Source organism: Amycolatopsis pigmentata, assembly GCF_042684065.1.
Taxonomy (GTDB): domain Bacteria; phylum Actinomycetota; class Actinomycetes; order Mycobacteriales; family Pseudonocardiaceae; genus Amycolatopsis_E; species Amycolatopsis_E pigmentata.
Genome location: NZ_JBHUKR010000021.1, coordinates 281,008 through 305,063, shown reverse-complemented (window position 1 = coordinate 305,063; position 24,056 = coordinate 281,008). Strand labels below are relative to the sequence as shown.

21 protein-coding genes are annotated in these 24,056 nt (G+C 68.0%); 7 read left to right on the top strand and 14 right to left on the bottom strand.

The features are described 5' to 3' along the window. Nucleotides 1-90 precede the first annotated feature (90 nt). From ACFSXZ_RS32645 to ACFSXZ_RS32630, 4 genes are read left to right on the top strand one after another with little or no spacing between them, the layout of a single operon-like run. Complete coding sequence (locus tag ACFSXZ_RS32645) at nt 91-1,308, top strand: glycine C-acetyltransferase (RefSeq protein WP_378269487.1); 1,218 nt, start codon at nt 91-93, stop codon at nt 1,306-1,308. Between the two features lies 1 nt (nt 1,309). After that, nucleotides 1,310-1,777, top strand: coding sequence for a hypothetical protein (locus tag ACFSXZ_RS32640; protein WP_378269485.1), 468 nt, complete (start codon nt 1,310-1,312; stop codon nt 1,775-1,777). Further along, the gene (locus tag ACFSXZ_RS32635) at nt 1,774-2,631 is read left to right on the top strand and encodes a polysaccharide deacetylase family protein (RefSeq protein WP_378269484.1); all 858 of its coding nucleotides are present in this window, start codon (nt 1,774-1,776) and stop codon (nt 2,629-2,631) included. The genes ACFSXZ_RS32640 and ACFSXZ_RS32635 overlap by 4 nt, the downstream gene beginning before the upstream one ends. Next, nucleotides 2,624-3,592 carry an NmrA/HSCARG family protein gene (locus ACFSXZ_RS32630; protein WP_378269482.1) on the top strand — a complete coding sequence of 323 codons (969 nt, stop codon included), beginning with the start codon at nt 2,624-2,626 and terminating at the stop codon, nt 3,590-3,592. Before ACFSXZ_RS32635 ends, ACFSXZ_RS32630 begins: the two co-directional genes overlap by 8 nt. Before the next feature lies 1 nt (nt 3,593). On the opposite strand, the gene ACFSXZ_RS32625 is transcribed toward ACFSXZ_RS32630, so the two are convergent. After that, nucleotides 3,594-5,015, bottom strand: a complete 1,422-nt coding sequence (locus ACFSXZ_RS32625; RefSeq protein ID WP_378269480.1) for an MFS transporter — start codon at nt 5,013-5,015, stop codon at nt 3,594-3,596. 220 nt (nt 5,016-5,235) lie between these two features. Here ACFSXZ_RS32625 and ACFSXZ_RS32620 point away from each other — a divergent pair, with 220 nt between their 5' ends. Continuing rightward, nucleotides 5,236-5,796 carry a TetR/AcrR family transcriptional regulator gene (locus tag ACFSXZ_RS32620; protein ID WP_378269479.1) on the top strand — a complete coding sequence of 187 codons (561 nt, stop codon included), beginning with the start codon at nt 5,236-5,238 and terminating at the stop codon, nt 5,794-5,796. A 13-nt stretch (nt 5,797-5,809) separates the two neighbouring features. Here ACFSXZ_RS32620 and ACFSXZ_RS32615 read toward each other — a convergent pair whose 3' ends face one another. The 9 genes from ACFSXZ_RS32615 to nucS form a co-directional block, all read right to left on the bottom strand. After that, entirely contained in the window at nt 5,810-6,943 is a 1,134-nt protein-coding gene (locus ACFSXZ_RS32615; protein ID WP_378269477.1) for an alkaline phosphatase family protein, read from the bottom strand. A gap of 156 nt (nt 6,944-7,099) precedes the next feature. After that, a complete protein-coding gene (locus ACFSXZ_RS32610; protein WP_378269475.1) occupies nt 7,100-8,872 on the bottom strand; it encodes a 3-hydroxyacyl-CoA dehydrogenase family protein in 1,773 nt (590 codons plus the stop codon). A gap of 60 nt (nt 8,873-8,932) precedes the next feature. Continuing rightward, nucleotides 8,933-9,937: a hypothetical protein gene (locus ACFSXZ_RS32605; RefSeq protein WP_378269474.1), complete on the bottom strand. Its 1,005-nt coding sequence runs from the start codon at nt 9,935-9,937 to the stop codon at nt 8,933-8,935. 60 nt (nt 9,938-9,997) lie between these two features. Then, nucleotides 9,998-10,708: a dihydroxyacetone kinase phosphoryl donor subunit DhaM gene (dhaM, locus tag ACFSXZ_RS32600; protein ID WP_378269472.1), complete on the bottom strand. Its 711-nt coding sequence runs from the start codon at nt 10,706-10,708 to the stop codon at nt 9,998-10,000. After that, a complete protein-coding gene (gene dhaL / locus ACFSXZ_RS32595) occupies nt 10,705-11,340 on the bottom strand; it encodes a dihydroxyacetone kinase subunit DhaL (RefSeq protein ID WP_378269471.1) in 636 nt (211 codons plus the stop codon). The genes dhaM and dhaL overlap by 4 nt, the downstream gene beginning before the upstream one ends. Nucleotide 11,341: 1 nt before the next feature. Next, a complete protein-coding gene (gene dhaK / locus ACFSXZ_RS32590) occupies nt 11,342-12,343 on the bottom strand; it encodes a dihydroxyacetone kinase subunit DhaK (protein WP_378269469.1) in 1,002 nt (333 codons plus the stop codon). A 166-nt stretch (nt 12,344-12,509) separates the two neighbouring features. Beyond that, nucleotides 12,510-12,767, bottom strand: coding sequence for a hypothetical protein (locus ACFSXZ_RS32585; protein ID WP_378269468.1), 258 nt, complete (start codon nt 12,765-12,767; stop codon nt 12,510-12,512). 9 nt (nt 12,768-12,776) lie between these two features. Next, nucleotides 12,777-14,477: a sodium:solute symporter family protein gene (locus ACFSXZ_RS32580; RefSeq protein ID WP_378269466.1), complete on the bottom strand. Its 1,701-nt coding sequence runs from the start codon at nt 14,475-14,477 to the stop codon at nt 12,777-12,779. A gap of 282 nt (nt 14,478-14,759) precedes the next feature. Then, complete coding sequence (gene nucS, locus ACFSXZ_RS32575) at nt 14,760-15,419, bottom strand: endonuclease NucS (protein WP_378269465.1); 660 nt, start codon at nt 15,417-15,419, stop codon at nt 14,760-14,762. Nucleotides 15,420-15,521: 102 nt separating this feature from the next. On the opposite strand from nucS, the gene ACFSXZ_RS32570 reads away from it, so the two are divergent. Beyond that, entirely contained in the window at nt 15,522-16,061 is a 540-nt protein-coding gene (locus ACFSXZ_RS32570; protein WP_378269463.1) for an NUDIX domain-containing protein, read from the top strand. On the opposite strand, the gene ACFSXZ_RS32565 is transcribed toward ACFSXZ_RS32570, so the two are convergent. From ACFSXZ_RS32565 to ACFSXZ_RS32550, 4 genes are all read right to left on the bottom strand, one after another. Further along, the gene (locus ACFSXZ_RS32565; protein WP_378269462.1) at nt 16,038-17,498 is read right to left on the bottom strand and encodes a carboxylesterase/lipase family protein; all 1,461 of its coding nucleotides are present in this window, start codon (nt 17,496-17,498) and stop codon (nt 16,038-16,040) included. The two genes, ACFSXZ_RS32570 and ACFSXZ_RS32565, sit on opposite strands and share 24 nt — an antisense overlap. Beyond that, the gene (locus ACFSXZ_RS32560; RefSeq protein ID WP_378269460.1) at nt 17,495-18,391 is read right to left on the bottom strand and encodes an MBL fold metallo-hydrolase; all 897 of its coding nucleotides are present in this window, start codon (nt 18,389-18,391) and stop codon (nt 17,495-17,497) included. The genes ACFSXZ_RS32565 and ACFSXZ_RS32560 overlap by 4 nt, the downstream gene beginning before the upstream one ends. A gap of 62 nt (nt 18,392-18,453) precedes the next feature. After that, complete coding sequence (locus ACFSXZ_RS32555) at nt 18,454-19,227, bottom strand: enoyl-CoA hydratase-related protein (RefSeq protein WP_378269458.1); 774 nt, start codon at nt 19,225-19,227, stop codon at nt 18,454-18,456. A gap of 431 nt (nt 19,228-19,658) precedes the next feature. Beyond that, nucleotides 19,659-22,709 (bottom strand): AfsR/SARP family transcriptional regulator, encoded by a 3,051-nt coding sequence (locus ACFSXZ_RS32550; RefSeq protein WP_378269456.1) that lies wholly within the window; start codon nt 22,707-22,709, stop codon nt 19,659-19,661. Between the two features lie 224 nt (nt 22,710-22,933). On the opposite strand from ACFSXZ_RS32550, the gene ACFSXZ_RS32545 reads away from it, so the two are divergent. After that, a complete protein-coding gene (locus ACFSXZ_RS32545; protein WP_378269454.1) occupies nt 22,934-24,043 on the top strand; it encodes a hypothetical protein in 1,110 nt (369 codons plus the stop codon). The last annotated feature ends 13 nt before the right edge of the window (nt 24,044-24,056 follow it).

Sequence of the window (24,056 nt, the reverse complement as noted above, 5' to 3'; positions counted from 1 at the left end):
CGGAATGGGCATTGGACTCACCCCCGACCTCTGTCACAGGGTGACCACAACACCGTGCGTTTCGTCCACCGGGAAAGGATTCCGGCTGAAGTGTTCACGTTCCGCGACGAGCTCGCCCTCGATGTGGCCACCGGCCAGCGCGCTCACCTGCGCGAACGACCGGTCGAGGGACCCCAGTCAGCGCGGATCTCGCTGGCAGGCCACGAGGTGCTCAACTTCTGCGCGAACAACTACCTCGGGCTGGCCGATCACCCTCGGGTGATCACCGCGGCGAAGGCGGCGTTGGACAGCCACGGTTTCGGGATGGCCAGTGTCCGCTTCATCTGCGGGACGCAGCCCCTGCACACCGAGCTCGAGCGCGCGATCTCCGGGCTGCTCGGCACCGAGGCGACCATTGTGCAAAGTTCCTGTTTCGATGCCAACGGCGGGATCTTCGAGGCCCTGCTGGACGAGCGGGACGCGGTGTTCAGCGACGAACTCAACCACGCCTCCATCATCGACGGCATCCGCCTCTGCAAGGCGGCTCGCTATCCCTACCGCACCAGGGACGTCGCCGATTTGCGGGCACGGCTGGCCGAGGCCGCCCCTTTCCGGCGGCGGCTCATCGTAACCGACGGGGTGTTCTCCATGGACGGCACCGTCGCTCCCCTGCCCGAGATCTGCGACCTCGCCGAACGCTACGACGCGTTGGTCATGGTCGACGATTCACACGCGGTGGGAGTCCTGGGCCCGACAGGCGCCGGCACCCCCGAAGCGGCGGGAGTTCAGGGCCGGGTGGACATTCTCACCGGAACGCTCGGCAAGACGCTCGGTGGCGCTTCCGGCGGATACGTCAGCGGCCCGGCGGAGATCGTCGAATCGCTGCGTCGGCGCTCTCGGCCGTATGTCTTTTCGAACGCGGTCCCGCCGGCCGTGGTCGCCGGTTCCCTGGCCGCGCTGGAAGTGGTGAAAACCGGTGCCGCGGAACGAAAGCGACTCCTGGACAACGCGGCTTTGTTCCGCGGGTTGATGACCGGCGCGGGATTCGACCTGCCACCCGGAGAGCATCCGATCGTCCCGATCATGTTCGGCGACTCCGGGACCGCCGCCCGCATGGCGGACGCCTTGATGGCGTACGGGGTGTACGCGGTCGCCTTCACCTACCCGGTCGTGCCCCGGGGCACGGCACGCATTCGCGTTCAGGTCTCGGCGGCCCATTCGGAAGCGGACATCGTCAGTTGTGTCGACGCTTTCGTCCGTGCCCGGCGCGAGGTCATGAGCACCGGCCACCCGGCGGCACCGGTGGCCGCGGAGAAGGGAGATTCTTGAGATGCCGACAGCTGTGCTCCCCCGCAACGGAGAGTCCTACTTCGACGCCGTCGGCGACGATTCCGGGATGCCGGAGATCCTCCGGAGCCAGGCCACGGAAACCGCCGCCGGATGGATGGTCTCGCCGGAGCCGTTCTTCGCCCCGGAAGGCCTGGGAGTGGTCGACGAAGCGGACGCGGTATGGCTCGCGCGACGACTGACCGCGCACCCACTGTCCGCGCTCGCGGACAAAGTGGTGCTCTCCGGCGCCGCCGACCGGCTCCCGAAAACCTATGTCCGCTGTGGGCGGCTTCCGGTGCCCGTCCTGGAAAACCTGGCCTCGTCGCTGGAAACGCAACCGCACTGGCAGGTGGAACGGTGGGACTGCGGACACGACGTGATGATCACCGAACCGGATCGGGTCGTCGATCTGCTCCGCCGGATCGAGGCGGGCCGCCCGACGGTCGCCGCGCGACCAGCCGTCTCATGACCACCTCGCCGATCATGTGGCCCGGCGGCAAGAAGGTCGCTGTCATGATCACGGGGGCGGTGGAGCTGTGGTCGCCCGGCCATTGGCCCGCCTACGCTCCGATGGCCATGGCGTGGCCGCTTGCGGGGGCGATCGACACGCACAGCGTTTCCTGGGCCGAATACGGCGCCACGACCGGAATATGGCGCCTGCTCGAGATCCTGCGCGCTCATCACATGCCCGCCACTTTCGGTGTCAACGGCCTGGTGGCCGAACGGTTCCCGGAGGCGGCACTGGCCGTGCACGAGGCAGGCCACGAAATCGCCGCGCACTCCTACGCGCAGGACGTGATCCCGGCACTGCTCGACGTGTCGGCCGAAGCCGAGAACATCCGCCGATGCGCCGAAATCCTCGAACGCCTCACCGGTGTCCGCCCTACCGGCTGGATGAGCCCCCGCGCCACCGGCACCGCGAGCACCCCGTGTCTCCTGGCCGAACACGGCTACACCTGGTCGGGGGATTACAACGACCATGATTTGCCCCGGGTACTGACGACTCCGGCCGGTCACCTCGTCACGATCATGCACAGCGAACTGTCCGACGTTCGTGGTGTCGCCGGGCCGCGAGCCTATCTCGCCGGCCACGTCGATCTGCTCGACGACGTGCTCGCCGGTGACGGCCCCGGGGTCTTCAACCTGACCGTGCACGCGCACGTCGGCGGACGACCGCTGTTGTCCGGCATGTTCGACCGGATCCTCGACCGTGTCGAGCAGGTGCGCGACGACGTGTGGATCGCCACGCACCAGCAGGTCGCCGAGCATGTTCTCGCGGCCCATCTCGTCCAGCGAAAGGATTCAGCGACAGGCAATGGGTGAGACACTCGTCATCGGCGGCACGGGCGCGATGGGACGCAGGATCGTCCACCGTATCCTTGATGCACCGGACAACACCGTCGCCGTCCTCACGCGCGATCCACGTTCGGCGCGGGCGCGGGCACTGCTTGACCATGGCGGCGACCGGATCAGAATGCTCGAAGGCAACCTCGACGACCCCGAGAGCGTCGCCGCGGCTGTGTCCGATGTGGAGCAGGTCTTCTGCAACACCGATTTCTTCACCACCGCCAGCGTCCTCGGCGAATACCGCCAGGGGATCACCGTGCTGGAAGCCGCGCGCGCGGCCGGTGTCGAAAGATTCATCTGGTCCTCTTTGGACAACGCGGTGGTCTTGACCGCCGGAAGGAACCCGGTTCCCCACTACGACGCGAAGGCGGCCGTCGCGGCACACATCGGGCTCCTCCGGTCGGAGGAAATGATGCGGCAGCAAGAGGACGGCTGGTACAGCGAACATGTGTCGATCCTGACGACGTCGCCCTACTTCGAGAACCTGCCGGCACGGCTTGTCCCACAGCCCGAGACCCTCCCCGACGGGCGTTCCGGGTTGGTGTTCACCCTTCCGCTCGGAACCGGGAAATATCCGCTGATCGCCCTCGACGACATCGCCTGGTTCGCCGACTTCCTGTTCCGGCACTGGCAAAGCTGGGGCGGCCGCGACCTCGCCGTCACGGCCGACAGCCTGACCGGCGACGAGATCGCCGCCACCTTCGAGCGCGTGACCGGTACACCGTGCGGATACCGGCCGATGCCGCTTGAGGTCCTGCGGTCCGCCAGACCGGAGGTGGGCCACGATTACGCGGCCATGTTCCGGTTCTTCCAGGAGCGCGATGTCCTCGGCCAGGACCGGGACATCGCGCTGCTCAACCGGATCCACCCCGGGCTGATGACGTTCGAGAAGTGGCTCCGCGCGACGGGATGGGACGGGACCGCGCGAAGCTGGTAGCTCAGGACTGCGGCAGCACCCGCCGGAAGGTCAGGGCCACCAGGAACGCGACTCCCGCGATGGCGGCCGATGCGGCGAACGCGGGGGTCATGCCGGCCACCAGCATCTGTGACGGCGAGCCCGTCGCGTGCCGGGTGGCGGTGCCGAACACGGTGACCAGCACGGCCAGCCCGAGGGTGGCGCCGGTCTGCTGCATGGTCTGCAGCACTCCCCCGGCCGCGCCGGCGTCGTGGTCGGACACGGTGGCCATGATGATCACGTTGAGCGGCGCGAACGCCAGGCCCATACCCAGTCCCATCAGCACCATCGGCAGGAACAGCGCGGGAAAGTAGTCGCTGGCGACGCCCAGCCGGCTCAGCAGCACCAGCCCGGCCACCATCGCCGTGGTCCCCGCCAGCGCGAGCGGTTTCGGCCCGAACCGCGGCAGCAGTCGCGGGATCAGCCTGCTGATGGTGAAGACCAGCAGTGCCATGGGCAGGAACGCGAAACCGGTGCCCAGCGCGTCGAACCCGTGCACCTTCTGGAGGTACTGACTGAGAAAGAAGAACGTCGACATGGCGGCCATCGGACCGAGGAAGAAGTTCAGGTAGGCCGACGCGCGGTTGCGGTCGGCGAACAGCCGCAACGGCATCATCGGCGCCGCCGAACGCGCCTGGATGGCCACGAACGTCACGAGCAGGATCGCCCCCGCGACAAGGGAAAGCAGGGTCGGTCCGTCACTCCAGCCCTCGGACGCGGCGCGGATGAAGCCGTAGACCAGCGCGGCGACGCCACCGGTCGCGGTCATGGCCCCCGGCAGGTCCAACCGGGCGGGCCGCCGTTCCGGCTCGGCCACGAACCGGGTGGCGAGCACGGCGGCCGCGAACCCGAAGGGCACGTTGATGAACATCACCGAGCGCCAGGACAGCCACTGCGTGAGCAGGCCGCCCGCGATCAGCCCGACCGCGAAGCCGGCGCTGGACATGCCCGAAAACAGCGCCAGCGCGCGGATCCGCGCACGCGGTTCGGTGAAGGTGGTGGTGAGCAAGGCGATCGTGCTGGGCCCGGCGGCCGCGCCGCCGATCCCCTGCACCACCCGGGCGGTCAGCAGCCAGCCCGGGGAGTCGGCGAAACCGCCGACGAGCGACGCGACGGTGAACAGGGTGATGCCGGCGACGAACATGCGGCGCCTGCCGAACAGGTCGCCCGCGCGCCCGCCGAGCAGCAGCAGACCACCGAAGACGAGGGTGTAGGCGTTCATCACCCACGACAGACCGGTGGCGCTGAAGCCCAGCTCGGACTGGATCCGGGGCAGCGCCACGTTCATCACGGTGGCGTCGAGCACCAGCATGAGCTGGCAGGAGAGAAGGGTGGCCAGCACGAGAACGGGCCGGTGCCCGGTCCGTGCCGTGGGCACGGCCGGGGACAGGGTTGTTCCAGGCAAGAAGGACTCCGTGAGGTAGCGAACTAAGCGGATGTTCTCTCCGCTTCTGCTATGAGCTACCATACGGAGGAAGTCTCCGGTTGCGCAAGTCTATCCGGAGAATTCCTCCGGTTGACTCGGGAGCGTGCTGGGGCAACGCCCGCCCGGCCCCGCACGTCCTGGGGGCTACGGTGGGAGTGACGTCCTGGTGACAGGACGATGAACGAAGGAGAGGGCACCGATGACGACGCCCCGCCCGATGCGCGCGGACGCCCGGCGCAACTACGAACGCATCGTGGCGACCGCCCGGACCGCGTTCCTCGAGCAGGGCCCGGAAGCCCCGCTGGACGACATCGCCCGCCGCGCCGGAGTCGGCGCCGGCACCCTCTACCGCCATTTTCCCTGCCGGGAAGCGCTGATGGAGGCCGTCTACAGCGACGACATCCAGCGCGTGTCCGATCTGGCCCACCAACTCCTCGAAGACCACCCGCCGGGCGAGGCGATCAGGCTGTGGATGCGCGAACAGGTCGGCTTCGCGATCCAGAAGCGCGGCCTCACCGCCACCCTCAAAGCCGCGATGGACCGGGACACCACGATCTTCACGCTGTGCAAGCAGATCTTGCTGGAAGCGGCCGCGACGATCCTCAAGGCGGCGCAGGAATCCGGTGACGTCCGTGAGGAACTTCAGCCGCGCGATCTTCTCCTGCTCGGCCAAGGCGTCGCAGTCGCCGCGGAATCCAATCCCGAAGCGGCCGAGCGCCTGATCACCGTCATGATCGACGGCCTGAAACCCCAGAGCTGACCGCGGTCCGGCCTCAGGAGCCGTGGGCGATCGCGAGCGGCACGAGTTGCTCGGCCGGGGTGAGCGAGCCGTGGTGACCGATCAGCGTCGACTCGAGCGGCTCCGCCTGGCGCCGCAAGAAGGTGAAGCGTTCGCGCGCCGCCACGACGACATCCCCGATCCTGGGCCGGACACGGTCGCTGACCCGGGGACCGAACCAGCCTGCCTCGATGGCCTCCTCCCGGGTCGCCACCCAGGCCTGTTCGGCAAAGCTCTCGCGCCATACCGCGAGCACGTCCGCCCGAGCGCCTTCTTCGGTGTAGACGTGCCGGGCCCGCGGCTCCCCGCCGAGCGCCCGCACACCGTCGGCCAACTCGGTCATCGCGTCGAGGTCGATGGTGTTCTCGTCCCGGGTCACCATGCCGTGATCGGCGACCACGGCCAGCATCCGGCCCGGGGGAAGACCATCCACAATGGACTCGACGAGCCGGTCCACCTGGCGTAGCTGCATCCGCCAGGCCGGCGAACCGGGCCCGTAGTGATGCCCCATCCGGTCCAGCTGACTGTGATAGGCGTAGCAGAAGCTCCGCTCGTTTCCCAGCGCCGACAACACTTCCGCGGCGAGGTCACCGAGCGCGTGGACACCGACATACCGCGCGCCACGCTGGACCGCCCGGGTGAGCCCCGAGCGCGCGAACTGTGCTTCCGACACCACGCGGGTGTCGAGGCCGGCCGCGGCGGCGCGCTCGAAGGTGGTGGGAAGTGGCTGGACGTCCTCGGCCCGCAACCGGTCCCTGAGGTCGGGGCCGCTGGGATGCAGGCGCCAGCGCAGCGCGTTGACCACGCCCGTGCCCGGGACTTCGAACGTGTACCCGGCCATCCCGTGCTCGCCCGAGGCCAGGCCCGTGCCGATCGCCGCCAGCCCGGCGACCGTGGTCGAGGGAAATCCGACCCGCAAGGCGGTGCGCGGCAGGGATGCCAGCACCGGTGCCTCGGCGGCGTGGTCGTTCAGCAGCTCCCAGCCCAGACCGTCGACCAGCAACACGCACGCACCCGAGAAATCGCCCACCCCGAGTGTTCCGCTGAATTCCCGGACCCCGAGGGTGGCCAGCACCGAGGGCACGACTTCGGCCAGATGCGGTCCCTTGTCCATGATTGGCAGTCGCACGTCCATAGTTTGGCAGTAATTCCCGGACATCGTCGAACCGCCTCACGGTGCATACTGTGCCGATCGTTACCAATCCGACCACAGCCACGGCGGAAACGGGTCTATACAGCCAGATTGGCGCCGGTCCGTCTCCGCCTACTTTTGGTCGGATTGGTATCAGGCCGGCGATGTGTAGTCGCGGAAGCCCTTCCCCGTCTTGCGGCCCAGCCGGCCCGCGGTGACGAGGTGTTCCAGCAACGGTGCCGGCGCGAAACCCGCTTCCCGGAATTCCTGGTAAAGGGTGCGCTCGATGGCGAGTGAAACGTCCAGGCCCACCACGTCGAGCAGTTCGAACGGGCCCATCGGCAGACCGCAGCCCACCTTCATCGCGGTGTCGATGTCATCGGCGTTCGCGTAGTGCGCTTCGAGCATTTTCACCGCGTCGTTGAGGTAGGGGAAAAGCAGCGCGTTGACGATGAACCCGGCCCGGTCCGAGCAGTGCACCGGATGTTTGCCCGCCGCGACGCAGACCGCGTGCGCGGTGGCCACCACGTCCGGCGCGGTGGCGATCGTGGCCACCACTTCGACCAGCCGCATCACCGGAGCGGGGTTGAAGAAATGCAGCCCCAGGACGTCGGCGGGCCGCGTGGTCGCCGCGGCGCAGTCCACGACCGGCAGCGAAGACGTCGTGGTGGCCAGGACCGCACCCGGCCGGGCCACCGCGTCCAGCGCGGCGAACACCTCCCGTTTGACGTCGGCCCGCTCCACCACCGCCTCCACCACAAGGTCCACTTCGGACAGTGCGGCGAAGTCGGTCACCGGTACGACCCGCGCGAGCGCGGTGACGGCATCGGATTCGGAAAGCTTGCCCTTGCGTACCGCGCGGCCCAGCGAGCGGCGCACCGCCGCGACGGCGGTCTCGGCCCGTTCCGGCGACCGCGCCCGCAACACCACGTCGTAGCCCTTCCTGGCGAACACCTCGGTGATACCGGCCGCCATCGTCCCGGTGCCGACCACGCCCACCGACCGCACCGGGCGCGCCGCCGAAAGGTCCACTGTGGACGTCGAATGCGGGTCCGAGACCACGGGCGAATCCGGTGCCTCGTAGGTGTAGAAACCACGCCCGGTCTTCCGGCCGAGCATGCCCGCCGTGATCATCTGCTTGAGCAGCGGCACGGGCGCATGCCGCCGGTCGCGCGACTGGTGGTACATCGAATCGAGGATCTCGTAGGCGGTGTCCAACCCGATCAGGTCGAGCAGGGCCAGCGGTCCCATCGGGTAACCGCAACCGAACCGCATCGCCGCGTCCAGGTCCTCGCGCGTCGCGTACCGATGTTCCACCATCCCCACCGCGTGGTTCAGATAGCCGAACAGCAACGCGTTCGCGATGAACCCGGCCCGGTCGCCGATCACCACCGGCGTTTTGCCGAGCCGTTCGGCGAAGGCGACCACGCCGCTGATCACGTCGGGCTCGGTGACCACGGTCCGCACGATCTCGACCAGGCGCAGCACCGGCGCCGGGTTGAAGAAGTGCATTCCCACGACCCGGCCGGGCCGCGCGGTGTGCACACCGATCTCCGTCACCGACAACGAAGAGGTGTTGGACGCGAAGATCGCCTCCGGCCGGACGATCTTGTCCAGCTGGGCGAACACCTCGGCCTTGAGATCGAGGTTTTCCGGCACGGCCTCGATCACGAAGTCCACGTCCGCGAGGTCGGTGAGCGTCGTGGTGCAGGCGATGCGGTCCAGCAGCGCGGCGCGGGATTCCAGATCCAGCTTGCCGCCGGCCACCGCGCGTCCGGTCGAGTGCTCGATGTGCCCCCGCCCGCGTGCCACCCCGGCGTCGTCGACCTCGACGCCGACCACATCGAGACCGCACCGGGCGAGGACTTCGGCGATCCCCGAGCCCATCGTGCCGAGTCCCACCACTCCGACGCGCCTGATCAGCATGGCGACCTCCGCCTGGTTACCGGCCAGTAACCCGATGATGCACGCCGTGCGTCACCTACCTCAGCTCGCGGGCAGGTTCGGCCATGCGGCGGTGGCGAAGGCGCGCGAGATCCCGCAGGCGTCCTTGGCCATGCTGCCCACGTTGATGTAGGTCTCCGCCACCTCGACCTCACCGTTCTTCGCGCCCGGCCACGGCGCGACGACGGTATCCACGACACAGAAACTCGAACCCGTTGCGGTGACCACCGACGGACGGCCTGCGATGGTCTCCGCGGTCGCGCCGTTGGCCGCCTGCGGCGGTTTGTCGACGTAGAACCACAGCGCGGCCCGCGCGCCGAGTCCGGTGCTCGTCCACCGGCACCGGTGCTTCGACGGGTTCTGCTCGCGCTGCAACGGCAAACCGCTCTGCTGCAGCACGATCGAGTCCGGCAGCAGCGTGCACGCGTCCACGGCGCCGATCGACCCCGGTGCGAAGGTGAGATGGGTGACCTTCTTCTGCGTCACCGCGTCGACCACACCGTCGAACACCGTCGTGTCCAGCCTGCACAACGGCGAGGATGCCGATCCCGCCCCGGACAACGGATTCTCCAGATACGCATACAGTTCCAGACTGACCCGGTCCGGGAAGGCCAGGTGGTAGGCACAACTGTCGAGACCGCCACCGCTCAGATCCCGCTGCGCCACCAGCCCGCGAGGGAGGGTCTTGTCATGGTCGGGTATCCGGCTCCCCGCGCCCTTGTCCAGGAAACCCACTTCCAGCGTCGCGTCCTGCCCGCCGACCTTCCCGGACACCGCGCACTCGTCGAACGACGGTTGTGGCGCTTTCGCGTCCGTCATGCCGCCCTGGGCGACGAGGTCGGTGTCGATCAGGCTGCAGTAGTCGATCGTGGTGAGGTCACCGAACGCGAGATCGGAGGTCAGCGGTGTCCGCTCCTCCAGGGCCCGCTGCGCCGCCGCCTGGTTCGGCGCGGGCGTGCCCACGATGGCCTGCGCGCAACCGGCCATGAACAAAGCGGCCCCGCAGATCATGGCCAGCCTCCCGGCCATACCGAGCAATCGAGCCATGTTCGCGCACCCTCCAGTAGTGCCGGACGCGCGAAATCTGTCCGGTCCGCGCGCGCTGACCTAACCGCAGACGTCGCGAGGACGGTCGAAGTTCCGCTCGGCGAGCTCTTTGACCGCCCGCAGTGCCTGCGCGGCCTGCGCACCGTGCGCGTGGACCGTGATCGTGTCGCCCGCGCGCGCCCCCAGTGACATCAACGACATCATGCTATGCGCGTCGGCCCGCTGTTCTCCCAACGAGACCGTAACTTCGGCGTCGATGCCGGTGAGACTTCGCGCCAGCAACGCGGCGGGCCGGGCGTGCAGGCCGTCTTCGTTGGCAAGCACCAACTCGACGCTTTCCGCGTCCGTCGCGCGAGCCGGTTGTTCGTCCGCCCGAGGCGGTGGCTCCGCGGCCGGGGCGGCGCCCGCGGCAGCCGCGGCCCGGACCACCTCGTCCCGGCCGGCCCCGCCCGCGGCGGCGACCACGGCCGCGACCGCGCCCTCCACGAACGGCGCTTCGGCGAGCACCGCCGGGCCCGGCCCGGTCTGCGCTTCGACGACGAGTTCGGCGGTCATCCGGGCGCTGCCCAGGTCGTAGAGCAACACCACGCCGTCGCCCGAATCGGCCTGGCCGACCGCCGTCACGACGGCGTCGTAGTCGGTGCCGATGCCTCCGTCGGGCAACCCTCCGGCCGGGACCAGGGCGACCTCCGGTGCCATCTGCGCGGCGACTTCGGCGAGCCCTTCGGCCAGCTTCGCGCTGTGGGACACCAGGACCAGGCCTACCGTCATCGCGCCGCTTCCGAAGCAGCCTTCGCGAACGCGCCGAGGATCAGCGCGCTCGACCGCGCCCCCGGGTCCAGGTGTCCCGCGCTGCGCTCGCCGAGATAGGACGCCCTTCCCTTACGCGCCACCATGTCCACCGTGGACTGGGCGCCCCCGGACGCGGCGCTCGCGGCGGCTTCGAGCATGGTGGCGATGTCCGCGTCGGCACCGGCTTCGGCGGCGGAGACCGCCGGGATCAGCGCGTCGACCATCGTCTTGTCGCCTGCCACGGCCTTTCCGCGCGCCTGCACTCCCTCCAGCGCGGCCCGCAACGCCGCCGCCACCGCGACGGAGTCCACTTCGGACGCCGTGCCCAGCGCCGTGGCGGCCCGCAGGAAACCCGTTCCGTACAACGGCCCGGCGGCACCGCCGACCTTCGAAATCAACGTGGTCGCCGCCAGCTTCAGCAGCGCGCCCGGGTTGTCCGCGGCGGCGGTGTCCAATGCGGACACTATCGCGGTGAACCCCCGGTGCATGTTCTCGCCGTGGTCGGCGTCCCCGATCGCCCGGTCCAATTCGATCAACTCGACCCGGTGTTCGGCGATCACCTCCGCCGCGGCTCGCAGCGCGCCCGCGATCCCCTCCGCGGTACACCCCATCTCAGGCCTTCCAGCGCAAGGCCGGGGTATGCACCGGGGCATCCCACAACTCGGTCAGTTCGTCGTCCAGTTTGAGCAGCGTGATGCTGATCCCCTGCATCTCCAGACTGGTGATGTAGGGGCCGACCAGCCGCCTCGTCACCGCGATGCCCCGCTCGGCCAGCAGTCTTTCGGCGATCCCGTGCGCCAGGTAGGTCTCGATCAACGGCGTGCCGCCCATCGAGTTGGTGAACAGCAGCACCTGGTCACCGCTTTCGAACGGCAGGTCCACGACCACCGCGTCGACCATCCGCGCCACGAGTGCGTCGGCGGGCTCGGCCTTGATGCGCTCCCGGCCGGGCTCGCCGTGGATACCGATCCCGAACTCGATCTCGTCGGCCGCGAGGGTGAACGTCGGCTCGCCGACGTGAGGCACGGTCGGCGCGCTCAACGCGACCCCGATCGAACGAACCCCGGCGATCACCCGGCGTGCCACGGCTTCCACGGCTTCGAGTGAGTCGCCGCGGGCCGCCGCCGCGCCGGCGATCTTCTCCAGCGGCACCGTCCCGCCGACGCCACGCCGTCCGGCGGTGAACGTCGAGTCCGCGACGGCCACGTCGTCGTCGATGACCACGCTGTGGACGTCGGACCCGTCCGCCGCGGCCAACTCGGCCGCGGTCTCGAAGTTGAGTACGTCGCCGGTGTAGTTCTTCACGATCAGTAACGCGCCGGCCTCGCCGGTGGTGGCCGCGACGGCGGCCTGAACGGCGTCCGGCGTCGGCGAAGTGAACACCGCGCCCGGTACCGCCGCGTCCAGCATTCCTTGCCCGACGAAGCCGCCGTGCAGAGGTTCGTGACCGGAGCCCCCACCCGAAATCACCGCGACCTTGCCCGCCACCGGAGCGTCCGCGCGGATGACCACGGCCGGGTCCTCCTGCACGCGGATCAGATCGGCGTGCGCGGCGGCGAACCCTCGCAACGACTCGGCGACCACCGTGGACGGGTCATTGATGATCTTCTTCATCGCGCCTCCCGTTGCTCGGCTGCCCTCTTTTGGTATCACGCCCAGGGTGGTTCCGGCAGCGCGGAACGGCCGATCGCCCGCGCTTTTGACGAAGGAAGGAGTGTTTACTACGGATGATCCGTAGTAAACACTCCTTCCTCCAGTTCAGCGGGGTGGCGACCGGCGCCTACTCGGTGGCCGGAGGCTCCTCGACGACCCGGACCGGCCGCAGGACCGTCCACAGCACGAACAGCGCGGCGCCGATGAGCATGCCGATGCCTGCCCACAGGTTGATGTTCACCCCGGCCGCCTTGGCGATGGTCTCCGGTGTGGTGAAGCCGATGCCCATGATCGTCAGGACCACCCCGTAGACCCCGATCAGCAACGCGATGATCATCCGGATGTCGAACGCCGACCGGCGCTTGGCGGAAGATTCGTCAGCCATCGGAACCTCCTAGAAGATGATGTTGAGGACGATCGTCATCGCCAGCGCGATCCCGGCCAGCAGACCGGGCTTGCGGTACCAGCCCGCGTCGTCACCGGTGGCCGAGTGCTGCCGCGCCGACTTCGGCGTGAGCGAGTAGACCAGGCCCGCCAGTTCCGCTTCCGGCTTCGGCTTGGTCGCCAGCGAGACCAGCACGCTGACCACGATGTCGACCACGAACGCCACGGACGCCGCGACGAAACTGACACCCTGGCCCGGCAGGCTGATCACGCCGCCCTTGTCGAGCCCGAACACGGTCACCGCGGAGGCCGTGCCCACCACCAGCCCGGACCATCCGGCGTGCGGGGTCATCCGCTTCCAGAACATGCCCAGGATGAAGGTCGCGAACAGTGGGGCGTTGAAGAACGAGAACAGCGTCTGCAGGTAGTCCATCAGGTTCGAGTACTGCGACGCGATGAACGCGGTGCCGATGGCCAGGATCGACGCACCCGCCGTGACGCCACGGCCGAACCTCAGGTAGTACCCGTCGGGCTTGTCCCGCTTGATGTAGGTCTGCCAGATGTCGTAGGTGAACACCGTGTTGAAGGACGAGAGGTTCGCCGCCATGCCGGCCATGAACGAGGCGAGCAGGCCCGCGATCGCGATGCCGAGCATGCCGTTGGGCAGCAGATCCCGCATGAGCAACAGGAGCGCGTCGTTGAACGTGGCGCCGCTCGGCGCGCCCTTGCCGTCGATCAGGGCGCTCTTGTTCTCGCCCATCAACTCGGTGACGGTCACCGCCGCGATCATGCCGGGAATGATCACGATGAACGGCACGAACATCTTGGGGAACGCGCCGATGATCGGGGTGCGCCGGGCGGCGGACATGCTCTTGGAGGCCATGGCCCGCTGCACCTCGACGAAGTTCGTGGTCCAGTAGCCGAACGACAGCACGAAGCCCAGGCCGAAGACCAGGCCGAGCACCGACAGGAAGTTGCTGCCGAAACCGGTGAGCTGGTTACCCGGCCAGGAATGCAGTTGCTCGCCGCCGCCGGGGCCGCCCGAAACCTTGTCGACCAGGCCCTGCCAGCCGCCGACCTTGTAGAGGCCGACCACGGTGAGTGGCAGCAACGCGGCCACGATGACGAAGAACTGCAGCACCTCGTTGTAGATCGCGGCGGACAGCCCGCCCAGCGCGGTGTAGGTGAGCACGATGAAGGCCGCCACGATGATGGAGACCCAGATCGGCCAGCCCAGCAGCAGGTTCACCACGCTGGCCAGCAGGTAGAGGTTCGCGCCCGCGATCAGGATCTGGGCGAGCGCGAAGCTGGCGCCGTTGACCCAGTGCGCCGTCGAGTTGAACCGGCGCAACATGAACTCGGGCACGCTCCGCACCTTGGAGCCGTAGTAGAACGGCATCATCACGACACCGAGGAACAGCATCGCCGGCACCGCGCCGATCCAGAAGTAGTGCGCGGTCGGAAGGCCGTACTCGGCGCCGTTGGCGGACATGCCCATGACCTCCACCGCGCCCAGGTTCGCGGAGATGAAGGCGAGCCCGGTGACCCAGGCGGGCAGTGACCGGCCGGAGAGGAAGAAGTCGAGACTGCTGGAGACCTGTCGTCTGGCGAGGTAGCCGATGCCCAGAACCAATACGAAGTAGAACGCGAGGAGGACGTAGTCGATCGCGCTCGCGTCGAGTCGCAGGTTCGCTGCGGCTTGGACTTGCACCGGTGCACCTCCGGAGTCAACAGCATCCAACAAGAACCACCAGGATCGGTGGCCGAGCGAACAGTACTACGCGTTGCCCGATTGGGTGAACTCGAAGGAGTGACCTTCACCAACTTGGTGCAAGGATTGTGATCAATGCACGAACCCGGACCGGCCACAATGGGCTGGCCACCACCCATCCGCCGCATCGTCGAGAACGTCGACACCGGTCCCGGCAGGCGAAAAAAGGATGGAGCTGATTACCCCGAATAGCCCAAGCAATGGGCCGAGCCGTCGCCGGCGTCAGAACAGGCGGAACTCGTCGGAGTCCGTGCCGCGCAGGGCGTCGTAATCCAGGGTGACGCACCGGATGCCCCGGTCCTCGGCGAGCGTGCGAGCCTGGGGCTTGATCAACTGCGCGGCGAACACGCCCCGCACGGGCGCGAGCAGCGGGTCGCGGTTGAGCAACTCCAGGTACCGGGTCAGCTGCTCGACCCCGTCGATCTCACCCCGCCGCTTGATCTCCACCGCCACCGCGCCGCCGGTCGCGTCCCGGGCGAGGATGTCGACCGGCCCGATCGCGGTCGGGTACTCGCGGCGCACAAGGCTGTAGCCGTCACCGAGCGTCGTGATGTGCTCGGCCAGCAACTCCTGCAGGTGAGCCTCGACGCCGTCCTTGACCAGCCCCGGCTCGGCCCCCAGTTCGTGTTTGATCTCGTCGAACCGCTCTTCGATGGTGATCACGAGCTTTTCGCCGGCCTTGTTCTGCACGGTCCAGATGTCGCCGTCCTCGATCAGCCAGCACGGCGGGCTCATCCAGTTCAGCGGCTTGTAAGCCCGGTCGTCGGAGTGCACGGACACCGACCCGTCCGCCTTGATCAGCAGGAGCCGGACGGCCATCGGCAGGTGGGCGGTGAGGCGGCCGGCGTAGTCGACCTGACAGCGAGCGATGACAAGACGCACCCGGCGAGATTAGTAGGGGACCGAGCACCCGCGGCACACAGGCCCCGGCCGGGAGCGGGGCCGGGTCCCGGCCAGGCGCGGACCGCTCGGCAGACTGTAGGCGTGGATCCCATTCGACAGGTGAACTCGCGCGAGGTGTACCGCAACGACTGGATGACCGTGCGGGAGGACGGCATCCGGCGGCCCGACGGCTCACCGGGTATCTACGGCGTGGTCGACAAGCCCGACTACGCGCTCGTCATCCCGGTGGACGGCGATCGCCTGCACCTCGTCGAGCAGTTCCGTTACCCGCTCGGGTTGCGGCGCTGGGAGTTTCCGCAGGGCACCGCCCCCGGCCTGGCCGACCTCCCCCCGGCCGAACTGGCGGCGCGCGAACTGCGCGAGGAGACCGGGCTGATCGCGGGCAGTCTGGAGGAACTCGGCCTGCTGGATGTCGCACCCGGCCTGTCCAGTCAGCGCGGCCGGGTCTTCCTGGCCACGGACCTCACCGAAGGGCCGCACGAGCGCGAGCACGAAGAACAGGACATGCGCACCGCTCCCTTCCCCCGCGACGAGTTCGAAAAAATGATCGCGCGTGGGGAGATCACGGACGCCCAGTCCATCGCCGCCTATGCCCTGTTACTGCTGCACGAACGCCGCTGACGCGCCATCCGGTGCGAACACATGGGTGCCCTCCCCCGCCCAGCCCGGGTCGCCCTCCGCGATGAACCGGACCCATGCTCGGTGTACCTCGGTGACCAGGTCAGCGGGCGTCGGCCCGGGGCCCGCCAGTGCCGTGTCGCCGTGCAAGGACGGCAGGTCCGCCGTCCCGAACACGAAGGGCAGTTCGGCGCAGTGGCAGGCGCCCAGCGCGCCGCCGAAGGAGCCGGGACGCCAGCCGAACTCGTACCGGTAGGTGCGGCCGGTCGAGCGCCGAGCGTGAGCGTCGGCCAAACCGCGGCTGCCCTGGACGAACGCGTCGGTGACGACACGAGCGAGCAGGCCGCCCGGGGTCGCGTCCGGGTGAGCCGCTCGGTAGGTGGCGACCCGTGCCTCGGAGTCCGGATAGCGACGACGAGCGGCGGCGAGCAGGTCCCTCTCGGTGGCTGTGGCGATCCGGCCGGCCGGCACCAGGTACAGATCGGCTTCGTCGGTATTGGTACCGATCAGCAGATCGGTGGCCGCGGGCACCAGCACCTCGGACGGTTGCCCGGTGAGGACTACCCCGTCGATGACGGGTTTGCAGGGACTGGCACCCAGCGATGGATCACGGAACCCGTGGGCCGCGTGGTCGATCGGCGGGATGCCGCCGAGCACCGCGACGAGCCGGTCGTCGGGCAGGTCGGCCAGCGCGGCCGCGGTCACCCCGCCTGGAGGCAGGCCGAGTGCCGCGCCGACCGCGCGGGTGGCGAGCGCGGCCTGGCCGGGCAGGAAGGCGCACTCACCGCTGCCGCTCTGGCTGATGGCGCGCTGGAACAGTCCCACGGCACGGGGCGCGGCCAGCAGCGCGGCGGTGATCATCGCACCGGCGGACTGCCCGGCCACGGTCACTCGGTCCGGTGCGCCACCGAACGCGCGGATGTTGTCCTGTACCCACTCCAGCGCGGCGATCACATCCAGCAGGCCTCGGTTGGCAGGCGCGTCCGGCAGGTCGAGCCATCCTGCGATGCCCAGCCGATAGTTGAGGGTGACCACCACGACGCCGTCGCGGGCGAAGCCGGCCCCGTCGTAGAGATCGGCCTGGCCGGTGCCGGCGGTGAACCCGCCGCCGTGCACGAAAACCAGGACCGGCAGTCCGCCCGCGGCCGGGTCGGGGGTGGTGACCGTGACGGTGAGGTAGCCGGCACCGCGCACGGGCCTGCCGAGCACGGGGGTCAGATCCAGCCTGCCGAAGTCGCGGGCCGGCGCCGGGGCGGTCGGCCCGGGTTCGGTGGCGTCGCGGACGCCGTCCCAGGACGGAGCCGGGGACGGCGCGGCGAACCGGCCGGCACCCTGCGGTGGTGCCGCGTACGGGATGCCCCGGAAGACCACGTGTCCCCTCTCGGCACGGCCGCGGATCCGGCCGCCGGAGACGCGCGCCGACGGGGCGAAGGCCGTCATGCCGGGAACTTCCAGTTCGTGATCGCGAACTTGCTACCCGACCGCGAGATCTCGGCGGCCAGGCCACCGCCGACGTGGGCCGGGAACACCAGTGCCCGGTTGTCCGCGGCCCACTCCAGTACCCGCCGCCGGGTCGCCCTCGCCTCAGCCGGGTCCTCACAGAAACAGCTGTTCAGGCCGGGCTCGACGAACTGCACCGGATTGTGGAGCAGGTCTCCGACGAAGACGGCGCGGTCACTGCCGGACTCCACCATCAGCACCGCGGAGCCGGGCGTGTGCCCGGGGGCCAGTTCCAGGCTCAAGCCGCCGTCGATGCGATGGCCGCCGTCCCAGCGGCGTAACAGACCGGCGCGTTCGATCGGTAGCACGCTGTCGGCGAACACGTTCTCGTTGGCGGCGGCGGTGCGTTGCCGCGGCGGCGCGTCCGGGTGCCAGAAGGCGTAGTCGGCGGCCGCCACCAAGTAGGTCGCGTTCGGGAAGGTCGGCACCCACCCGTCGCCTTCCAGCCGGGTGTTCCAGCCGACGTGGTCGGCATGAAGGTGCGTGTTGACGACGTCGGTGACGTCCTCTGGCGTGACTCCCGCGGCCCGCAGAGCCTCCAGGAAACCGGTGTCGAGGTGGTCGAAAGCAGGACTGCCCGGCCTCGACTTGTGGTTGCCGACACCGGTGTCCACCAGCACCGTCCGGCCACCCGTGCGCAGGATCCAGGTCTGCATGGAACTGCGGAGCAGACCGCTCGCGGGATCCCAGTGGTGCGGCGCGAGCCAGGGCGCGTGCGTCTGCCAAACGGTGGGTTCGAGCTCCGGGAACATCTGTTCCGGGGGCCGGGTCGACAGCTGGAGTTCCAGGACCCGGATCGCTTCGACCCAACCCAGGAGAATCGCCGGATTCATGCGTCAATGATGGAGTAGGTGCCTCATTCGTTCAATGTGATCCGGGTTGGGGACCCAATGAGTCAGCCGGGCCACTCCGGGCGGCGCTTTTCCAGGAACGCGGCCATGCCCTCCTTCGCCTCGGGCGTCTGCGAGGCGGCGGCCATCACCTCGATCGCGATCGCGTAGCCGTCCTCCTCAGGCCGGTCGAGCTGGGCATACAACGTCTGCTTGCCCAGCGCCTTGCTCGCGCGGCTTCCCCGCGTCGCGCGGCCGAGCAGGTCGGCGACGGCTTCGTCGAGCCGGTCATCGGGCACGACCCGGTTGACCAGACCCCAGTCCAGCGCCGTGGCCGCGTCGATCACGTCACCGGTGAGGGCCAGCTCCATCAGCCGCTTACGGCCGATCGCACGGGCGACCGGAACGGCCGGGGTGTGGCAGAACCACCCGCCCTTGCCGCCGGGCAACGCGAAACCGGCCGACTCGGCGGCGACCGCCAGATCGCACGAAGCCACCAGCTGGCACCCCGCCGCCGTGGCCAGCCCGTGCACCCTGGCGATCACGACCTGCGGCACCGACTGGACGGTGCGCATCAGCTCGGTGCACAACCTGAGCAGTTCCCGCGTGCCCGAGAGGTCCCGCGCGGCGACATCACCGAAGTCGTGCCCCGCGGAGAACACCGGCCCGGCCCCGGCCAGGATGACACCGGTCGCGTCGGACTCACCGGTCTCCCGGAAGGCGGCCAGCAGTTCGCCCAGATGGTCCGCGGACAACGAGTTACGTCGCGATGCCCGGTTCATCGTGATCGTGACAGTTGCGTCCTCGCGCTTGAGGAGGATGTGCTCGTACTCGCCCATACCTCCGACGCTACGTCGACGGACCCATCCGCGGGAGAGTCCCGCTCAGCAGAAAAGCCAATCAGCCCTCGAGGTCCCCGCCTCCGCGGCCAGCTCACTTTTCCCCGCAGTGCCCGCCGCCGTCGGACTACCCGGCTGACGCACCCCGGTCTCGATCAGGGCCAAGACTGACCACAGGACGCCAGCCATCACAACACCCGCCATCAGGTGACGCAACGAAACTCCTCGGGGACTAGGGGGACACAGGGTTTAGTTGGCGCGTTGCCAGGCGTTACTAAACCGATTCCGTCACGGCGACGCAAGATGCTTAGCGCCGCGGAACATCGCACCGCAGCGCGCTCGTAGTCGATCTTCAGCCCTGGGCAGACACCTCTGCCTGCGACTACGCCAAAGAGTGTCCGGTCATCTACCCTGAGTAGACAGAAAGGGAATCACCCGATAGGACGACCCTCGGAGATTTCTTCAGGAGTCCCGTCGTCGGGTTCCCGGGCCGTCGGCACACTCGGTGGACCGGCGGCACACACCTCGGCGAGGTGTTCGGTGATCAGCGCGGCTCGTCGTGTCCGCCCGCGAGCCAAGAAAATCTGGGTCGCACGCCGCCAAACTTGGCACGCGGCGCTTCGCTCACCAAGCCGCACGTGAGCGTGTCCCAGTAGATCGAGAGCAACGGCCTCCGAATCGCCCTTCCCCGCCCGCTTGGCCAGTTCAGCCGCCCGACGGGCGAACTGAGCCGCCCCACCGAAGTCCTTCAGATCGGCCCGAAGCTCGGCCAGCACGGTGTAGAGCCGGATCGCCGCCGGAACGGCGGGCAGGTCGTCCCGGAGCAGTGCGAGCGCGCGAGCAGCCAGTTCGGTCGCGACCGTAACCCGGCCGTCCGCACGCGCCACCGCGCACAACTCGGCCAGCGAGCCGATCTGCGCCGGAACGTCACCGAGTTCTTCACGGATGGCGAGCGCCTGCCCGAAGTGGTCGGCCGCAGCGCCGAACTGCCGCCTGTCCACGCACACCTCGCCAAGGTGATGTTCGATGTTCGCCTGCCGGGTGCGGTCGTCGATCTCCTGAGCGGCCATCAGACATTCCCCGTAAAGGGTCACGGCAAGATCGAGATGTCCGCGTTTACGTTGAAGCTGGGCGATATTGACCTTCACGGTGAGCAGCCCCACCGGGAAGTCCAGCTCACTCATAATTTTCAACGCGCGCTCGAGATACGCGGCCGCCACATCGACCTCGTCCTGGCCGAGCAGGAAGTAACCCAGATCGTTCAGCGATACGGCCTCCGCACGCTTGTCGCCCTCATACCCCGCGGCCTCCGCAGCCCGGGAAAACGCAATCACGATCTCGCGATGCAGGCCGAACCGTTCGAACGCCGCCGCTGTCAGGTGTGGCAGTTGCCAGGCGAAGCCGTGGTTTCCAGTTCGCACCGCGTAGTCGAGGAACCCATTGAGATTGTGGCGTTCGGTGAAAAACCACCGGAGGGCGTCCCGCTCCGTTTCGAAGTCCATGGGCGCGGCACCGGAGACCGCCGGAGAAATCGGCGGGGCCAGCAGGTGCGGAAAGGCAGTTCGATATGCGTGTTCCGCCGTATGGAGGTAGAAGTCGAGCAACCGCTGCCGGGCCTGTCCCGCACCGGAGTCACCGCTCGCGAGCCGTGCCGCGAATCCGAGCACGAGATCGTGCGCGCGGTACCGGTCGACTTCACCGGGTTGTTCCAGCAGGTGCGCACCGACCAGTTCGTCAAGCCGACGCCGCGTTGGGCGGACATCTTCGCCGGTTAGTGCAGCTGCTGCCTCGACACTGAATTCCGCACCAGGCATAAGGCCGAGTAAGCGGAACAAGCTGGCGTTGGACGGTGGAAGAGCGCAGTAGCACGACGTGAAGACAGCGTCCAGGCTGCTATCGGGGCCGTCACCGTCGGTGCCAACACTCAACAAGGTCTCCGGATCACGCAACTGGCGAACCAGAGACGAGAGCGGCGCGCCCACCAGCCGTGCAGCACGCTCAGCTACCAGGCTCAACGCCAGTGGGATTCCCCCACACAGATGAGCGAGTTCTCTCAGCGCTCCGGCGTCACCGGGCCGCCTTCCGCCGATGCGCTCGGTAAGAAGTGCCGCGCCTTCCTCCACCGTCAATGGACCGACCGACAGTGAGGGAACCGCGTGCCTGACGCACAGTTCGGTCAGCCGATGCCGGCTCGTGATCACCACAGTGGATTCACCGAGGGTCGGCAACAGCTCCTGGAGGTGATCGGAGTTCTGTGCGTCGTCGAGAACGATCAGCATCGGTCGTTCCTCGAGGAGTTCGCGCAGTTTCTCGGCGCGTCCCGCTGGATTCGTGATATGCCCGCTGAAGCCGATCTTTCCGAGAAAGAAGTCGACAACGTCGTCCGGCTCCATCCGCGGTGCGGGCGACGATCCGCGGAGCTCCGCGAAGAGAACCCCCGCGGGGAAACACCGGGCCGCCTGCCGTGCCCAGCGAACCGCCGTCGTCGTCTTGCCCACACCGGCCAGGCCTGACAGTACGACGACCGCTGGTCGAGGTTTCCCTTCGCCGACGCCCGTCATGTTGTCGAGCGCGCGCAACAGATCACCACGACCGACGAAATCGGATATCGCGCGCGGAAGCTGGCGTGGCACGGAAATGGGCGGCGGCCCCCCGATCACCGTCACACGATATCTCCGACTCTTTCTGAGATCGTCGTGAAATCTCCGCAGTTCTTCCGCGGCCTCGTCCTCGCAGGCACCACGCAGCTCCCGGTAGGCGGCAAGGAATCGATCGGTGACCTCCTCGTGCCGGTCCACCGCATGCAGCACTCGAAGCCGTCTTTTGACGAGATTCACGTCGGGCCAGTATTGGCGCTCCAATTCGTCGAGCCTCAACAACGCCGCACTGAACCGCTCGCGCTGAACCTGTTCGTCGACAAGCAAGAGATTGGCAGGTATCCACTCATTACGCACGATCGCCTGCCGCCACGCCGACGCGGCATCGGTGTTCAGATCCGCCAGAGGCTCACCCCGTTTAAGTGCCAGCGCCGATTCGGCAAGCTCTATGGCTTGATCGTGATCACCTTCGTCACGACAACGACGCGCCTTGACCAAAAGATCGCGAAACAGAAAGTAATCGATCTTCCGGCGATCCACCTCCAGCAGCAGGCCCCGGTCGACGGTGGCCAGCGAGGGCCGCGGCTCTAACGAGTCCAGCACGCGCCTTAATCGGTGGGCGTAGGAATGAAAGGTCGTGGCGAGGTCACGAGGTGGTCGCTTGTCCCAAATCCACGACTCCAACGTGGTGAAGGAGAGTCGCTGTCCGGGGTGCACCAGCAGCACGGCAAGCGCCTGCAGAAGCCTGGGAGCGATTCGGCGCTCGATCCGTTGTCCATGCTGCTCTATTGTCGTTTTGCCAAGAATCCCGAAGTTGATGTGCGCGCACACTCGTCCGATCACCTCCCCGACAGCCGCACTCCTAGAATGCCACCCGTTCCCCAATCGCGCAGGGAAACACGAGGAATACTCGGACCTGTCATCCGCCTGTCATCAGAAATGATCGTTTGACAGTCCGATGCCCCTTGATCGGACCGCTGGTTGACAGCTGGCGGTCCGATCCTTGCTTCATGCGCGATAACCTGTGGATTCGAGGACCGATCGGTGTGGAATCACGATCAAGGATTACCCGACCGGGCTGCCGGAAAGTGCTTGTCGTTGCGTCAACAATGGCTGCGGCGACCCGACTGTTCGACGTCGTACCGCTTCTGGAGACCGATTTCCGGGTGCAACTGACGTTCACCGTGCCGCACACCACCGACACCTGGCATGGTCTGGACGACTACGTCCATGGCCAAGGCGGGTTGTTCCTTCCTTGGGCGCAGGCGATCCACCACCAGTGGGACCTGATCCTCACGGCGAGCCACCGGCACATCACCGAGCTTCACGGCCCCCTGCTGATTCTCTCGCATGGGGCGGGGGTCTTGATGTCGCGTCGGTACAGCAGAAAAGCCGGCACGGCTGATCGGCCCACCACCGGCCTCGATCGCGAGCTCCTCACCTACCGGGGTCGGGTCGTGCCGGAGGTGATCGCACTGGCCCACGGCGACGAACTCCGCGCGCTCGAAGAGCTGTGTCCTGAAGCCTTGCCCAAAGCCTTGGTGGCGGGCGACATCTGCCTTGATCGAATGCTGGCGAGTCTTCCCTACCGCCGCCACTACCGGAACGCGCTCGGATTGGCCGATGGACAGGCCTTGGTCACACTGAGTTCGACCTGGTCGCCAGAGTCTCTGTTCGGTCGTATGCCAGGCCTGGCCCGGAAGGTCATGGACGAGTTCCCCGGCCACAAGGTGGCGTTCGTCCTGCACCCGCAGGCCTGGGCCGTCCACGGTGCCCGGCAGATCAAGAGCTGGCTGTCCGACTGCTTGCGGAACGGTCTTTTGCTCATACCGCCGGAAGAGGGATGGCGAGCGACAATGATCGCGTCGGACTGGGTTCTCGGCGACCACGGCTCGACCACCACGTATGCCGCCGCGGTCGGTTGTCCCGTCACCATGGCGACCTGTCCTGGCGCCAACATCAGACCGGGCAGCCTCGCCGATATCGTTCGCCGGCATGCCCCTCGGCTTCGAGGTGACCAGCCTTTGGGCCCGCAGATGCACCGCGCCCGGTCCCAGGCAAACCTGCGGCACCTCGTTTCGCCGGCGGTCAGTTCCAGGCCAGGACGCACCGCGACCATTCTGCGGTCGGCGATGTACCATCTCCTGAACCTACCGGCGCCCGCGTGCGGCATCACGGCCACTTCGGTTCCGCTTCCGCGTCCTTGCAAGGACCTCTGATGTTTCGGCTAAA

Excerpts from the sequence above, each read along its gene's own strand:
- ACFSXZ_RS32630 (WP_378269482.1), top strand. The coding sequence starts at position 2,624 with ATGGGTGAGACACTCGTCATCGGCGGCACGGGCGCGATGGGACGCAGG.
- ACFSXZ_RS32635 (WP_378269484.1), top strand. The coding sequence starts at position 1,774 with ATGACCACCTCGCCGATCATGTGGCCCGGCGGCAAGAAGGTCGCTGTC.
- ACFSXZ_RS32565 (WP_378269462.1), bottom strand. The coding sequence starts at position 17,498 with ATGACGGCCTTCGCCCCGTCGGCGCGCGTCTCCGGCGGCCGGATCCGC.
- ACFSXZ_RS32545 (WP_378269454.1), top strand. The coding sequence starts at position 22,934 with ATGGCTGCGGCGACCCGACTGTTCGACGTCGTACCGCTTCTGGAGACC.
- ACFSXZ_RS32560 (WP_378269460.1), bottom strand. The coding sequence starts at position 18,391 with ATGAATCCGGCGATTCTCCTGGGTTGGGTCGAAGCGATCCGGGTCCTG.
- ACFSXZ_RS32610 (WP_378269475.1), bottom strand. The coding sequence starts at position 8,872 with ATGCTGATCAGGCGCGTCGGAGTGGTGGGACTCGGCACGATGGGCTCG.
- dhaM (WP_378269472.1), bottom strand. The coding sequence starts at position 10,708 with ATGACGGTAGGCCTGGTCCTGGTGTCCCACAGCGCGAAGCTGGCCGAA.
- dhaK (WP_378269469.1), bottom strand. The coding sequence starts at position 12,343 with ATGAAGAAGATCATCAATGACCCGTCCACGGTGGTCGCCGAGTCGTTG.
- ACFSXZ_RS32620 (WP_378269479.1), top strand. The coding sequence starts at position 5,236 with ATGACGACGCCCCGCCCGATGCGCGCGGACGCCCGGCGCAACTACGAA.
- ACFSXZ_RS32585 (WP_378269468.1), bottom strand. The coding sequence starts at position 12,767 with ATGGCTGACGAATCTTCCGCCAAGCGCCGGTCGGCGTTCGACATCCGG.
- ACFSXZ_RS32555 (WP_378269458.1), bottom strand. The coding sequence starts at position 19,227 with ATGGGCGAGTACGAGCACATCCTCCTCAAGCGCGAGGACGCAACTGTC.
- ACFSXZ_RS32640 (WP_378269485.1), top strand. The coding sequence starts at position 1,310 with ATGCCGACAGCTGTGCTCCCCCGCAACGGAGAGTCCTACTTCGACGCC.
- dhaL (WP_378269471.1), bottom strand. The coding sequence starts at position 11,340 with ATGGGGTGTACCGCGGAGGGGATCGCGGGCGCGCTGCGAGCCGCGGCG.
- ACFSXZ_RS32605 (WP_378269474.1), bottom strand. The coding sequence starts at position 9,937 with ATGGCTCGATTGCTCGGTATGGCCGGGAGGCTGGCCATGATCTGCGGG.